The following is a 15,374-nucleotide window of genomic DNA, read 5'->3' as shown; positions in this document are numbered from 1 at the left end:
ATTATTCTTACATATACTATGACTTGAAGGCGTCTTTTGCTACATAATATAAATGGGGCTACTCTGAAGCTGGTTTTCCAGCCTCAATCAGCACTTTACTGCTTAACATAAAAAAGCCTTGAGCAAATAATAACAAACCAGTTCCTATAAGCAGCCATTCTATTTTAATTATGTCGGCTAGTGGTCCAAAAACAAGCATACCTAATGGCATCATAATACTTGATATCATTCCTAAAACACTAAATACTCTACCTAAAAAATTTTCTTCTACTTTCTCTTGCAGTAAAACAGTTGCTGGTGTATTAAAAATCGGCATAATAATCCCAAATAGTATCATAAAGCTGAGGTAAATCCAAAAGTTAGAAACAACTCCAAGAGCAAAGGTACATATTCCAATAACAAAGCTTGATAGTACCATTGTATGAATTCTGTTTTTGAAACCACCCCAAGAAGCCATGACTACACCTCCCACCATCATGCCAATAGAAAAAGTCATTTCAATTGCTGTTAACCTCCAAACATCATCTCCAAAGCTGCGTGTAACCTGTAGAGGTGTCAAAAAGGCTGCTGGTGATACTAATATGTTAAAAATTGCGCAAAACAAGAAAAATCTCTTAACGTAATCGTGATTTTTGATATAAATACAACCTTCATGCATATCACTGAAATAGCTGGTTGCTTGCTTATTCAAAGCTTTTGCATGAACTGGCACATTCAAAAATATAAGCAATATAGAAACTGCTATAGCCGCTGTAATAACATCAATAAAAAATATTGTCTCTATGCTAGCCATATTCAATAGTGCACCACTAAGCATAGGAGAAATCAGCATAATCAATGATTGTATACTGCTGTTTGTTGCGTTCACTTTAGTAAGCCTATCCTCTGGCACAATTTGAGGAAGAAAAGCACCTATGGCAGGAGTTTGAACTCCTCCCCCCAAGGCTCTTATAGCTAACACTACAAAAATCATCCACATAGCATTATAACCTTTTAAAAAGAATATAGCTAAAAATCGTGTTCCTTTTCCAATCCTTATTCATATATTAAATATTTCCTCCAATTTCTATAAGTCTATTAAATTGTTTTATAACTATATATCCAAATCATGGATTTTAATAAGGCTCTTCAGCCTCTTTAGTTTATCTAATATTTCATAATACTCCTTATCTAAGGCTTTTACATCGTCCTTCTTTGATGGCATAGATAGCCTTCCTATAACTTCTGAAAGGCGATTTTGTAGTATAAGAACTTGCTTTTGAATTTCTTCTTTATCATCATCTATGCATTTATTTTTTCTGTCCAAATACTCTTTATAGCTTCCTTTAAAAATCTTTATTTTATGATTCTCTATGGTCATTATGTTATCTGCAACAGAATCTACAAACCTTCTGTCATGTGAAACAAACAATATGGTATTATCATAATCCTTTAACACATTCTCTACTACTTCAAGAGAATTTATATCCATATAATTAGTGGGTTCATCTAATATAAGCAAATTTACATCCTGTAATAGCATTTTTGCAAAGGATATTTTAACTCTCTCTCCTCCACTCAGCACGCTTATTTTCTTGTAAATATCTTCTTTCTTGAACAATAATCTTGCTAATAATATTCTAGCAAAAGTTTCATCATACATACTGCTTTCCATTACATTTTCTATTATAGTTAATTCTTCATTCAAAATACTCATATCTTGACTAAAGTACCCTATCTTTGCTCCTTTAGCAACCTTTATAGAGTCATCATTGTCCATTATCATTTTAATCAATGTGCTTTTTCCACACCCATTAGGACCTATTAATGCAACCTTTGAATTATTATATATACTAAACTCTGCATTATCAAATATGACTTTTTTGCCAAATCTCTTAGTTATACTTTTACCTTCTATAATTACTTTACTGTGAAGCTTATTTGAATCTTTAATATCTAGCTTTATAATCTCTTGGTTCTTAGGTTTTTCCTTGACTTCAAGATGTTCTATCCTTTTTTCAATATTCTTAACTGACCTTTCAAGGTTTGCCTTTGCCTTTTGCCCTCCCATCTTATGAAGTCTGGCTTCGGAATTTCCCATTCTCTTAGGAGGTCTTTTAATACTCTTTATTTTGTCCTTAGTATTATCAATAACTCCTTGGAGCCGCTTTTTTTCTTTTATATATTCCTCATACTCAAATTCAGCTCTTTCCATTTCTCTAGCCTTTTGAGCAGTATAATCACTATAATTGCCACTATATATTTTTATTTCGCCATCTTCTATCTCTAAAATCTTGTTACACAACTTATCTAAAAAGCTCCTATCATGGGATATAAGAACCAGCGCGCCTTTATACTCCTGAAAGCTTTTTTCCATAAGTTCAATGCCTTCTATATCCATATTGCTAGTTGGTTCATCTGCAAACAGCAGCAGAGTATCTTGACTTAAAGCATGAGCTAGCTTAAACCTAGTCTTTTCTCCTCCACTCATATTCTCATCCCAAATACTTTCAATGCCAAATTTAGAAGCCATTTCGCTACTAATATTCATGCTTTCAGGTCCTTCTAGCTGAGATATATATGAATGCCTCCCATACAACTTAACCCATCCTTCGTCAGGTTCTAATCTTTGGCACATTATATTAATCAAAGTAGTTTTACCTACCCCATTCACACCTACAATTCCTATTCTATCCTCTGAATAAACTTTCAAATTTTTCACATCTAATATCAGCCTATCACCAAAATACTTTTTAATGTTACTGCACTCCATTAATAGCATAAAAAATCCCCTCCTTGTAATTGGGAGAGGATAGTGTCACATTTTAATAAAAATGCGTAGCATTTTTATTAAGTGTAGGCGCCAAAGCGCTTACACTTAGAAATATTTTACTTTAAAAAATTATATAATTATGAATAATATTTCTAATATTGAACTGGAGTATGAGATTTGCATTGTGGAAAAGGTTGAACTAGCATTGGAGCTTCTTTGCGTAGTGAAGCTTTCCTAAATGAAAATCTCATACGAAAGGTTCAATATTAAAAATTGTTGTAAAATATTTCTAACGTTAATCTATGTTGTATAGACAAACTACCAACAGTTATAAGAACACTATCCGCTCACAAAATTCAAAATAAAGTGCATGACAATAAAGCCTTCCTTAGGGCCTTATTTAAACTTTTATTTTAAATTAAAAAACTAAACATAAGTGAATTATAATGTTCTCATTTCTGCCAATACCTTGCCTTTCTTTAAATTTATTTTATTTAATTTCAGTATAAATTATATAAGCTGATCGTAATGCTGTCAACTTAAGGATTTACTTTTTATATATTTTTTTATAATCTACTATTTACTCAATCAATTTACTCATTTCAACGGATGTATTTTTTAATTCTTCAGCACTGGTTGCTATTTCTTCACTTGTAGCAGCATGTTCACTTACTGAATCAGTTACCATACTAAACATATTTATAGTGCTTTGTGTTTTTTCAACCACATCAGAATTAAAAATCACTATATTCTCTGTTTCTTTAAGTAAAGAAGTCATTAATTCATTAACTTCATCTATATTTTTTCCAGATAGTTTTAAATCCTCAATCATCTTCATTACATTAGAAACTGTTTCATTTAAAAATCTATTTCCCACACTTATTTTGTCATTATTATCTTCCATTAAGTTCTGGACTTGGTTTATTTCTTGTTTAAATTCGTTAACTATGATGCTTATATCCTTTAATGAGTCTTTACTACTATCCGCAAGCCTGCTAACTTCACTGGCAACAACAGCGAATCCCTTACCTGCTTCACCAGCTCTTGCAGCTTCAATACTAGCATTTAACGCTAATAGATTTGTTTCCTCCGAAATACTGCCTATAACTGATAAAACCTCATCCATTTGTACTGACTTCTCTTCTAGAATTCTTGTGGCATTATAAGTTGTTTCTATACTGTCTATTATACTTTTCATAATATCTAATACATTTCTTAAGGATTCTTCATTATTGTTAGAAACATTAACTAAATTTATAGATACATCTTTAGTCTCTTTTATTTTTGAAGACACAATTTTGTTTATATCTAATAATTTCTGTAAACTATCTTTGCTTTTATATGACTTATCCAGCATTTCTGATGCATCTATACTAATTTTTTGACTGCTGCTAGCAATTTCTTGAATTGAACTAGATTGTTGTTCAATCATAGTGGATAATGAATCACTGGAATTTAATAATGTATTTGCAAACTCAGCTATTTGATTAAATAAGTTAGAAATTTTATCATTTTTTTCTTTAAGCATTCTTTCATTGACTTCTACTTCTTTAAGCAGCTTAGATGAAAAGAATGTGAAAATAAAGATTCCAGTAGAAACAAGAGTTATAACTATACCTCTTATAATCAGTTCTCTTATAATTACCTCTTTATCTGGCCAAACTGAAGAATTAAAATTAAAGATAATAAATTGACAAAGTATGCTTATTATTATAGATGCAATATTTATTTTAGTATCTAAAAGTAATGCACCTAATATTATAAAGTAGAAAACACTTACCCATAATTCTCTCGATGGAATCATTAATGTAATATACAAATAATTAACATATGATACTATTAGTATAATTCGCTTAAGTCTATTTAATTGTTTTATCCAGCTGTTACCACTTTCTGATATTAGTTTATAAATAACTCTAAATATTGCTAGTTCTACTATCACTAATCCTATGAATGTTCCAATATGACTCCATTTCACCTCGTCATATAATCCAAAAAACTTCATTGATAAAAATGCCAATGCTGCCAATATAACACTAATCTTATAAATAATTACTACAAGTTTTAAAGTTCTTTTTTGATATTTACGTACAATGCTTACATTATTATCCTCCAATCATCTCATCTCCTTATTTGAAATCATATATACTATGACTTCTTTTATATTTATTAACTCTCTTAACACTTATATAGTAATGCAGTCATTATATATCCGCCTGCCACTGAACAAAATATTAAAATATCATCTTTATTAAATCTCTCTCTTTTTAATTTATCATCTAGAGCCATAATTGGACTTGCACATCCAGTGTAACCATATTTATCACCAACAAATGTTGCTTGACTTAAAGAAGCTCCCAGCTTTTTTAATGTTAATTCTATATCTGCTTTAGAAAACTGAGACATAAAATAATGAGAAACATCCTTTGGCTCATATTCATTCTCTTTTAATAATTTAGTTATTAATTCCGTCCATTTGTCTGAAAGAAAGCCAAAATCAAATGGATTCCATTTCATTTTTTTATCATGTACTTTAGCGGTGTTTAGAATATTAGATAGTCCACATGCAGGAAATCTAATGGTTTTATTATATGCATCGTCTGTAAATACTCTAGAACCTAATAGCCCTCTCTCTTCATTTTCTTCCTTTACTTCTAATATGACAGCTGCAGCACCATCTGCAATACATGAATAAACAACCATATCATCTTCACGAGCAAAAGGACTTATTAGTAAAGATCCAACGACTAAGATTCTTTTATATTTCTTATCAGTTTTTAAATACTTTGATGCAATATCTATTGCTGTAAGCATACCTACACAGTCATTGTTTACATCAAATACATTAGTAACATTATCAGCTTTTAACTTATTTTTTAATATTAATGCACAACATGGAGTTAAGTATTCTGGAGTGTCAGAAGCTGCTATTATAGCATCAATATCCAATGATGTTAACCCAGCATTTGAAAGAGCAACTTTAGCAGCTTCAAAACCCATAGTTATACTATTCTCATTTTCCCCTGCTAAAGTCCTTAAATTTCTTCCAAGCTTTTTCATGAGTCCCATTACATGCTTTTCTAATCCATATTTTTTAAAATGATTAATATAATGTTGATTATTAACTATTCTTCTAGGATGATAACTTCCTACTCCTCTTATGTATACATTTTTAAACATGATTATAACCCCCTTAACTACTTCATAATATGTTTAAGATTTATACTATTCAGTTTTCTAATATATTTTATAATCGATATTACTTATCATTTTCTTTATCAAATAAAAGTAAAATTATACAATTATTACCATATAGCTATACTGACAAAGGAGGTGCCATTATTTTGACACCTCCTCTGATTAAATAATATGCTAAAAAAATATTATTTTTTCATTCCTGTATATATGAAAATGGCATCTCTTAAAAACTCTGCCATTCCTGGTTGTTCTTTATCGTAGTATGCTGTAAATCTTTCATCATCAACATACATCTGAGCCACACCAGCATGAGCTTCTTTGCTGTAGCTAGGCCAAGTATAACACAACCACTGCTTGTGCAAGTCGGCAGCTTTTTGAGCAAGTTCCCCAGCTGGATCACCAATTGCAAAGGCTTCCTTTAAGGTTTCATTTAACAATGCTCCTAATTTTTCAAATTCCTCATATTGCTCCTCTGTCATGTTCATTAATTTTGCATTTGACTTATTAACAGTGTCTTCACCATACTTTTGGCGAATTTCTTTACCATATTTTTTCTCGTTTTCATCTATCATCTTTTTCTTGAAGCCTTCAAATTTTTCTTTATTACTCATTTTAATTCTCCCTTCACTTAGAGCTATCGTCTTTTCCACATTAGCAATCAATAAATCAAGCTGCTCTCTTTTTTCAAGGAGTTTTATGCGGTGCTCTCTCAGTGCCTTTGCTGCATCAAAGGAAGGTGAATTTAATATTTTCTTTATTTTATCTAGTCCTACACCTAACTCTCTATAGAATAGTATTTGCTGTAATTTATCTACTTCTGCCTGCCCATAAATGCGATATCCAGATGAATTAATTCTTGCCGGCTTAAGAATTCCTATTTCATCATAATATCTAAGAGTTCTTGGGCTAACACCTGCTAATTTAGCTAGCTTTTGCACTGTATATTCCACGCACTCACCTCCTTACAATATTACTCTACACCTTTACGCTGCGTTAATGTCAATAGACTTTTTAAAAAATTAGCCACTAGCCATAATCACTAACCCATAAAATATGGATCAGTAACTAAAGACTAGGGGCTTTTCTTATACATCATATAGTACCCAGCTTCTAGTACCTTCAGGTCTATATATCAAACACTTTAAGAGATCTAGGCAGAATTCCTGTAAGATATGCCAGTATCATTCCATAGTTTACTATCTTTACATTTTTCTCTTGGCACATATCTATCCTTGTTTGCACCGTCTTTTTATTCACCATACATGCTCCACAGTGAATTACTAGGTCATATTTTTCAATATCCTCTGGAAAATCATGTCCCATTTTAAACTCATAGTTAAGCTCTTTTCCTACATGCTTATTTAACAATTTAGGGATTTTAACTCTTCCTATATCTTCATGAGAAGTATTATGAGTACAGCTTTCGGTTATAAGGATTTTAGAGTTTTCATTCAGTTCCTTTATTTTAGATATTCCCTCCATAAAGGCTTTTAAGTCTCCCTTTTGTTTTGCAAAGAGTATTGAAAAGCTGGTTAAGTTAATATCTTCAGGAACAATTTGACTCACCTTTTTAAAAGCCTGAGAGTCCGTTACAACTAAATCCACATCCTTAATATCCTGCAGTGCAGATTCAAGCTCAGTGTCCCTTACTACATAGCTTTTTATTCCATGATCCAAGCAGTCACGGATAAGCTGAACCTGCGGCAAGATAAGCCTTCCTTTTGGAGCTTCAGAGTCTATTGGTACTACCATAATTACTTTTCCATTGTATGGAACAATATCTCCTATTAAGGTTTCATCTTCCTCTTCATTTTGAAGTCTTCTTATTAACTCATCTTTTAATTCAATTATATTTTTTTCTTCCTTAGCAGACACAAAAATAGCATTCTTAAATTTTTCTTTTGCAGAGTTTATTGAATTTTCATCTGCTTTATCTATTTTATTTACTACGACCATGTGAGGTATTTTATACTTTTTAAAGTTATCCACAGCTTCTTTGTAATTTTCTTCACATATGTCATTTATATCCACAACATATATAGCAAAATCAGTTTTTTGGAGAGTTTTTAGACTTCTTTTTATTCTAAGCCCTCCAAGCTCACCCTTGTCATCAAGACCTGCTGTATCTATAAACAAAACAGGTCCAAATGGAATGAGTTCCATAGCTTTGCTTACAGGGTCAGTTGTAGTTCCTTTTATAGAAGATACTAGGGAAATATCCTGCCCTATAATAGCATTTAATAAAGAAGATTTTCCTGAATTAGTTTTACCGTATATAGCTATGTGCTTTCTGTTTGCATTAGGTGTATTATTCATATTTCCTCCTATAAATACAAATCTCTTTCTCCATTCTTTATTCTTTCTATATTATTTCTTACTAAGTTTCTAATATCTTCTCTTTCAATCTTCTCTAACTCTTCTTTGATTAAGGCTTCACCTTTTTCATGAAGTTCTTCATCGCTGTAATCCATTAAAAATTCCATTAATGTCATAAGTGCATTTGGAGTACATACATTTTGAATCTGTCCTGTCTTTGCAAGACTCATAAATCTATCCCCAGTTCTGCCCTTTCTATAGCAAGCAGTACAGTAGCTTGGTATATATTTATCAGAAATTAGTTCTTTCAAAATTTCTATAGGAGTTCTATGATCGGCAAGCTCAAATTGGTCTACATCCTTCTCACCATTTTCACGTTCTTTGTATCCACCTACACCTGTACTTGAACCAGCACTTATTTGAGAAACTCCATATCTTAAAAGCTCCCTTCTCATCTCTGCAGACTCCCTTGTAGACATTATAATGCCAGTAAAAGGTACAGCTATACGAGTAATAGCTACGATTTTCTTAAACATATCATCGCTAACTAAATAAGGAAACTTATTCAAATCATTTCCTTCAGCTTTTCTTAATCTAGGGAAGGATATTGTGTGGAATCCTACACCATATTTTTCTTCAAGGTGCTCATTATGAATCATTAGTCCTAAAACTTCAAACTTAGGATCTGCAAGTCCAAATAGAACCCCTCCACCTACGTCATTAATACCGCCTTCCATAGCTCTATCAAAGGCAGTTAAATGATATTCATAATCTCCTTTAATGCTGTTAGGATGCATTCTATCATAAGTTGGCTTATGATATGTTTCTTGGAACAATATATAAGTTCCTATTTTAGCTTCCTTTAACTTTCTGTAGTTTTCAACAGTAGTTGCTGCTATATTTACATTTATTCTTCTTATGACTCCATTATCATTTTGAGTGCTGTATACTGCGTCTATAGCATCAAGTATATAATCAATAGGACAATTTTCAGGATCCTCTCCTGCCTCTAGTGCCAGCCTTTTATGTCCCATCTTTTCAAGAATTTTAACTTCTTGTTGAATCTCTTCTCTTGTAAGCTTTCTTCTTGGAAATTTATTATTTTTCTTATAACCACAATAAACGCAGTTGTTAACACAGTAATCACTTACATAAAGAGGTGCAAACAAAACAATTCTGTTTCCATATATAGACTTTTTAATATCTCCTGCTATTTTATACATTTCCTTTAGTTGCTCTTCATCTTCTGTTTGAAGAAGAACTGCAATATCTTTATGGGATAAGCCCTTCTTTTCTTTGGCTCTATTTAGAACTTCCTGTATATCTTCTCTAGTTGCACTTTTAGCCTCATCTAATAAATTTTCTATATACTCTTGATCTATAAACATATTATCTTCTCCTCCATAATTTATTGTCTCCTCGAGACATTTCAAGAGCAAATCCTGCTCTCTTTATTCTTCCTTCTATGCACATCCTGCACTCAGCAGCTTCATCTCCTGTACATATTTTGCCGTCATATAAGGCATATTTTTTTCTAACCTCTGTAGGAGATAGATTTGGCATTACCACATTTGCCCCAGCCTTTAATCCCTTTTCTCTTCCTAAAGGGTCTATGGTTCCAAGAGCAGTTGTAGCAGGCAAAAGAACCTCAGGTAAAAGTAATCTTACTATAGCCAGCATTATTACAGTTGTTTCTACTGTTCCCCTGCTTTCATTAGCAAGAGGAGTATCCTTTTGTGGTATAAATGGTCCTATTCCCACCATTTCTGGTTCTAGTTTCTTTAAAAACAAAAGGTCATTTACATAATCCTCATTACTTTGTCCGGGAAGTCCAACCATAAATCCAGCTCCTACTTGGTATCCAATGTCTTTTAAGTCTCTCAAACACCTTCTTCTATTTTCAAAGCTCATACCAGGATGAAGTTTTTCATAAAGCTCTTTTGTAGCTGTTTCATGTCTTAAAAGATACCTATCTGCTCCAGCATCATAATATCTTTTATAGGATTCATAGGATTTTTCTCCTATTGAAAGAGTTACAGCAGTATCTGGAAACCTATTTTTTATTTCTTTTATTATCTCTACAATCTTGTCATCTGTAAAAAAAGTATCCTCTCCACCTTGAAGAACGAAAGTTTTATATCCTAATCTATTTCCTTCTTCACAAGCACTTAAAATTTCTTCTAAAGATAATCTATACCTATCTGCATTTTTATTTAGTCCTCTAATGCCGCAATAAACACAATTATTTTTACAATAGTTAGTAAACTCAATAAGCCCTCTCGGATATACTTTATTTCCATAATGCTTCATTCTGGTTTCATGGGATTTACTTATTAAATAATCCACATCTTCTTTATTCATGCTTTCTAGTAAATTCAAAAGCTCTTCTCTATTTAAATTGTTTTGTTTATATAGCTTATCAATTAGTTTTTTCATAGGTTTACAGCTCTTTCTTTGATATTGAAGTTTTAACTGTTACATTAGGAATATTGCCTAACTTTCCAGTAAGACTGTTTATTTCATTTAATTCTCCAACTACAGTAATGCATATTACTGCCATACCTTGTTCTTGAAATGGAATTCCCATTCTTCCTTTGATAATTCCTTTAAAAGAAGATACTATTTCGTTAAATTCTTTTTGGCATTGCTTAGGTTCTTCTAAAATAGCGCTTATAACAGCAATTTTTTTCATTAAAAGTACTCCCTTCTTTTAAGTAAGAATAAAAAAACTTTCCTCGAAAGGAAAGTTTAATTCACATGATAAGTAAAACCTTGGAACCTCCAAAGTTACAACTTGTCTACAAATTTTCTTCCTTTCAGATTAGAGTGCTCTTTTCTGTTAGGTATGGATTAATTCATGAACAAACACTTAAAGATTGCTCTCTAAATGTTTGAACTCTATTAAGTATATTGTATTCTCTTTAAGATATGCTTGTCAACAAATTTGTTAAAATTTTAACTTATTTTTCTCCACCTTTTTTAATTCTATTGCCATCTGTTTTTCCCCCATCTTTTTAGTAATCAATAATCAATAACCAATAATCAGCTCCATTTAAAAAAGGCCAAGCTTTTCTTGAATGTCTTGGTATTCTGGTTCTTGTGCAAATATGAATTCATAGTCTTTTTTTGCTTTTGCTTTCTCGCCAAGCTCCTCATACATTTGACCTCTTAAATATCTAATATCCAATATCAGCTCTTCTGGTCTATCTTTTTTCTTTCTAATAAGCTTTGATAGTTCCTCTACAGCTGCTGTTACTAAATCTAATCTATATAAGGCATAGCTTCTTAGATAAAGTATATTAGTATCTATAGGTGTGTCATTTTCTACATCCTTTGTAATCTCTACAATCTCCTTTAGTATTTGTGCAGTGGCTTCATCTGCAACTGCTACTAGATCTATTAAAGAAAGGCACACTATCTTGTCACTAGGATTGTCATTCCAAATTTCCTCTAAAATCTTTAGAGCCTTCTCATACTTTCCCTGATTTTGATAGGCTTCTACACAGCATAGAGCAAGTCCTCTTTTATCCAATCTTATAGGAGCCTCTATATAATCTGTCACCTCAAGAAGTATCTCAAGCTTATCATTTACCTTATTAGCAATTTTACCCAGACTGCTTATGGCTCCTCTGCACTTATCAAAATATCCTTCTGCTTCAGAGTATTTCTTCTCTCCTAAAGAAATAAATCCAGCCATAAAATAGCCATCGGTACTATTTGAATCTAAAAAGTTTTTCTTCGCAGTAAAGTTGTCTCCCTGAATAAAAGCAGTTAATCCACTGTTGAATTTTTTCTCTTCTGCGGACATAAACAGTTGAGAGAAGAACCCACTTTGAGTATTTGGAATGGACTGTCTATGGCTATTATTAGTGCTGGTATTTTTCTTACGAGTTCTTGACCTTGAAGTAGTATAATAAATTCCAGTTCCTGGTATGCTAAATGTAGTCCTTGTTCCCTTTCGTCCTATAGTATGCTTCATACCCTTAGGGCCTATAGATAGTGACGGACCAGATTTGCTTAAGTTTAATGATACTCCAGGCATTATTTTTATTCTTTTATAAAATCTAAATCCCATACCGACACCTCCTATTTCTTTTTAGTATATATTAAAGCAAAACCATATGGATTAGTATCTATTCCTATTATTCCATTATGTCTAGCATATATAACTTCTTTTTTAGGCAAGTCAAAAAAATATGTACTTCGCTCTCCCAATTTAAATCCTTATATAACAAATAGATTTCTCCCCGTCTTGAATTAAATGAGAGAGAAATCTATTATTTTATCTGCTAAACATACTCAGCTTTAAATTTCATATATATGCACTGTACTGCTTTTCTATATTAGACCTAATTATACATTTAATCCATAATTTTTGCATAGTGCTTCTAGTCCACCTTCAAAACCTGATCCAATAGCATTAAATTTCCATTCCCCATTGTATCTATATATTTCACAAACAACTATAGCTGTTTCTATGCTAAAGTCTTCTCCTAAGTCATATCTCAATACTTCGCTTCCGTTGTTCTCGTCAACAACTCTTACATATGAATTAGAAACCTGTCCAAAATTTTGATTTCTCGCCTTAGCATCGTAAATAGTTACTGTAAAGGCTATTTTGTCTATATAGTCAGGAATCTTTTTTAGATCTACCTTTATAGCTTCATCGTCTCCATCACCTTCACCAGTTCTATTATCCCCTGTGTGTTCAACTGAACCTGATGGATGTCTTAGATTATTATAGAATATGAAATCTTCATCATTCTCTACTCTTCCAGATTTACCAACCATAAATACGCTGGCATCTAAGTCAAAGTCATATCCTCCATCATATGCGTTTGTATCCCATCCTAATCCTACAGTAATCTTTGTTAAACTTGGATTTCCTTTTGTTAAATCGATTTTTTGTCCTTTTTTCAATACTATACCCATATGTAATAGTTCTCCCTTCTACAATCTTTATATTTAAAAAATTCTACAAATAGCACTTCATTTCCTTCTAATTTTTAAATAATATCATTATAATTATCGCATAAGCAGGAGCTATATAAGTAGGAGCTGTATTTATATAAGAAGATATAATACAGCTTTGAATATGGAAAATATTATCCGTATTTGTCAAAAAGCATATGATACAATTTATTTTTCCATACATCTTTTACTTTTATGTAAAAAACAAAACCCCTATGAGAATTAAATCTCACAGGGATTATACATTGCTATCTTCTGAAACCTCTGTTGTTTTGTTGCTTTCTTGCTCTTCTGCAATCTGGACATCTTTGAGGCTCATTTTCAAATCCTTTTTCTTTGTAGAAAGCTTGCTCGCCTTCAGTGAATAAAAATTCTTTTCCACAATCTTTACATACTATAGTCTTATCTGCCATTTCAACATTCCTCCTTTTTAGAAATTAAGATTTAAAAGTGACTCTCCATTACATTCCTAAAAAGGGAAATGGTATTAATCATATTAAATCTTGTATTGTTATTGCTAGAACTCCAATACTCATTAAGTTTAACATACTTACAATCAATATTCAATAGCATAGTAAACATTATTTTTCAGCTCTTTCAACCTTAACTTTTTTTCCTTTAATATTTGTGTTTTGAAGTTCTCTTAAAACTCTCCCACCCTTTTTATTTAATATATCTACATAGGTAAAATTAGGTTGGACATCTATGATTCCTATATCCTCTGCTGAAACTCCTTCAATGCTTGTAATTGCTCCTACAATATCTCCAGGACGTATTTTCTTTTTCTTGCCTGCATTTATATGAAGTTTTGTAATATCTTTATTAAGCTTAGCACTCCTATCATTTTTTATCTTAGGCTTATTGTTGCCTTCCTCTTTAAAAATTTTTCTTCCTTCTTCCACTTCTTTTTCATTTGGAAGCTGTCCTTTAGCTATTTTATAACCTACATATTCTTCAATACTCTCTAATAACTTTTTCTCTTTAGGTAATACAAAGGTTAATGCCTTACCTTTAGCACCAGCACGCCCTGTTCTTCCAATCCTATGAACATAACTATCTGCCTCTACTGGAGTATCATAATTTATAATGTGAGTTATGCCTTCTATATGAATTCCCCTAGCTGCTAAATCTGTAGCAACTAAAAATTTAAATTCTCCTCTTTTGAATCTCTGCATAATATCTAATCTATCCTTTTGTTCCATGCCGCCGTGAAGCTTATGGCAAGAGTATCCTTTCTTCCTCATTCTGTATTCTACATCATCCACAACTTCTTTAGTTCCACAAAATATAATACAGCTTTCTGGTCTTTCAGTATAAATTATATTGTTTAAAATCTTAAATTTTTCGCTTTCATCTACTTCATAGTAAACTTGTTCTATTCTTTCTGATGCATTGCTTTTGGAATTTATCTCTATCATTTTGGGATTAGTCATATGTTTTTCACAAAGCTCTTTAATCTTATCATCTATAGTTGCAGAAAACAGCATAGTCACTCTATTAGTTGGAAGCTTTTTTACTATAACCTCAACCTGATCAATAAATCCCATATTCAGCATTTTATCCGCTTCGTCTATGACAAGGTACTTTATTTTACTTATATCTAAGCTGCCTTTTTCTATATGATCAAAGGTTCTACCCGGTGTTCCAACAACTACATGAACCCTTTGTTTTAACTCTCTTACCTGCATATCCATTGGTTGTTTACCAAAGATGGCTGAAACTCTAATCCTCTTTAGCCTGCCTATATTCGAAATTTCTTCCTTGATTTGCAGTGCTAATTCTCTAGTAGGAGTCAAAATTAAAGCTTGCGGACTTCTCTCTTCTATTTCTATGTTTTCACAAAGTGGAATTCCAAAAGCTGCTGTTTTACCGCTCCCTGTTTCTGATTTTACTATAATATCCTCATTATTAAGAACAAGAGGTAATACTTCTTCTTGCACTTCTGAAGGTTTACTATATCCTAATACCTCTAATGCTTCTAATATTTCTTTGCTTAATTTAAATTTTTTAAACTCTTTTGTCTCCATAATCACTAACCTCATATCTTTTAGTTTAATCATAATTATTTTATCCCAATTCTTATATAACTTTTCATCAAAAGCCATCAACTTAGCTTTTTATATATTAACAGACTTTT

General features: G+C 31.8%; 13 protein-coding genes and 1 pseudogene. All 14 read right to left on the bottom strand.

Features of this window, described 5'->3' with window-relative positions; genetic code table 11:
• Window positions 1-58: 58 nt before the first annotated feature.
• A pseudogene (locus ACFWTK_RS11480) lies at window positions 59-1,021 on the bottom strand (MFS transporter); the annotation flags it as partial.
• A gap of 72 nt (window positions 1,022-1,093) precedes the next feature.
• A complete protein-coding gene (gene abc-f / locus ACFWTK_RS11475) occupies window positions 1,094-2,761 on the bottom strand; it encodes a ribosomal protection-like ABC-F family protein (RefSeq protein WP_415876118.1) in 1,668 nt (555 codons plus the stop codon).
• Window positions 2,762-3,332: 571 nt separating this feature from the next.
• Window positions 3,333-4,868, bottom strand: coding sequence for a methyl-accepting chemotaxis protein (locus ACFWTK_RS11470; RefSeq protein ID WP_415876117.1), 1,536 nt, complete (start codon window positions 4,866-4,868; stop codon window positions 3,333-3,335).
• Between the two features lie 62 nt (window positions 4,869-4,930).
• Window positions 4,931-5,932 carry a ketoacyl-ACP synthase III gene (locus tag ACFWTK_RS11465; RefSeq protein ID WP_415876116.1) on the bottom strand — a complete coding sequence of 334 codons (1,002 nt, stop codon included), beginning with the start codon at window positions 5,930-5,932 and terminating at the stop codon, window positions 4,931-4,933.
• A 203-nt stretch (window positions 5,933-6,135) separates the two neighbouring features.
• Window positions 6,136-6,900 (bottom strand): MerR family transcriptional regulator, encoded by a 765-nt coding sequence (locus ACFWTK_RS11460; protein ID WP_415876115.1) that lies wholly within the window; start codon window positions 6,898-6,900, stop codon window positions 6,136-6,138.
• Between the two features lie 175 nt (window positions 6,901-7,075).
• Window positions 7,076-8,266, bottom strand: a complete 1,191-nt coding sequence (gene hydF, locus ACFWTK_RS11455; RefSeq protein WP_415876114.1) for a [FeFe] hydrogenase H-cluster maturation GTPase HydF — start codon at window positions 8,264-8,266, stop codon at window positions 7,076-7,078.
• Between the two features lie 8 nt (window positions 8,267-8,274).
• Window positions 8,275-9,654, bottom strand: coding sequence for a [FeFe] hydrogenase H-cluster radical SAM maturase HydG (gene hydG, locus ACFWTK_RS11450; protein ID WP_415876113.1), 1,380 nt, complete (start codon window positions 9,652-9,654; stop codon window positions 8,275-8,277).
• A gap of 1 nt (window position 9,655) precedes the next feature.
• Window positions 9,656-10,702, bottom strand: coding sequence for a [FeFe] hydrogenase H-cluster radical SAM maturase HydE (gene hydE / locus ACFWTK_RS11445; RefSeq protein WP_415876112.1), 1,047 nt, complete (start codon window positions 10,700-10,702; stop codon window positions 9,656-9,658).
• Window positions 10,703-10,706: 4 nt separating this feature from the next.
• The gene (locus tag ACFWTK_RS11440) at window positions 10,707-10,958 is read right to left on the bottom strand and encodes a TM1266 family iron-only hydrogenase system putative regulator (protein WP_415876111.1); all 252 of its coding nucleotides are present in this window, start codon (window positions 10,956-10,958) and stop codon (window positions 10,707-10,709) included.
• Window positions 10,959-11,318: 360 nt separating this feature from the next.
• Window positions 11,319-12,341: a DUF4236 domain-containing protein gene (locus tag ACFWTK_RS11435; protein WP_415876110.1), complete on the bottom strand. Its 1,023-nt coding sequence runs from the start codon at window positions 12,339-12,341 to the stop codon at window positions 11,319-11,321.
• A gap of 11 nt (window positions 12,342-12,352) precedes the next feature.
• Entirely contained in the window at window positions 12,353-12,481 is a 129-nt protein-coding gene (locus ACFWTK_RS11430; protein WP_278320584.1) for a hypothetical protein, read from the bottom strand.
• A gap of 138 nt (window positions 12,482-12,619) precedes the next feature.
• On the bottom strand, window positions 12,620-13,198 hold the full coding sequence (locus tag ACFWTK_RS11425) for a TerD family protein (protein ID WP_415876109.1): 579 nt from the start codon (window positions 13,196-13,198) through the stop codon (window positions 12,620-12,622).
• 287 nt (window positions 13,199-13,485) lie between these two features.
• Window positions 13,486-13,650 (bottom strand): zinc-ribbon domain-containing protein, encoded by a 165-nt coding sequence (locus tag ACFWTK_RS11420; protein ID WP_415876108.1) that lies wholly within the window; start codon window positions 13,648-13,650, stop codon window positions 13,486-13,488.
• 168 nt (window positions 13,651-13,818) lie between these two features.
• Window positions 13,819-15,264: a DEAD/DEAH box helicase gene (locus ACFWTK_RS11415; RefSeq protein WP_415876129.1), complete on the bottom strand. Its 1,446-nt coding sequence runs from the start codon at window positions 15,262-15,264 to the stop codon at window positions 13,819-13,821.
• Between the last annotated feature and the right edge of the window lie 110 nt (window positions 15,265-15,374).

The organism is Clostridium sp. (genome assembly GCF_047777555.1).
Taxonomy (GTDB): domain Bacteria; phylum Bacillota; class Clostridia; order Clostridiales; family Clostridiaceae; genus Clostridium_H.
Note: the sequence above shows the minus strand (reverse complement) of the source record. Positions and strands in the feature narration are given on the sequence as shown.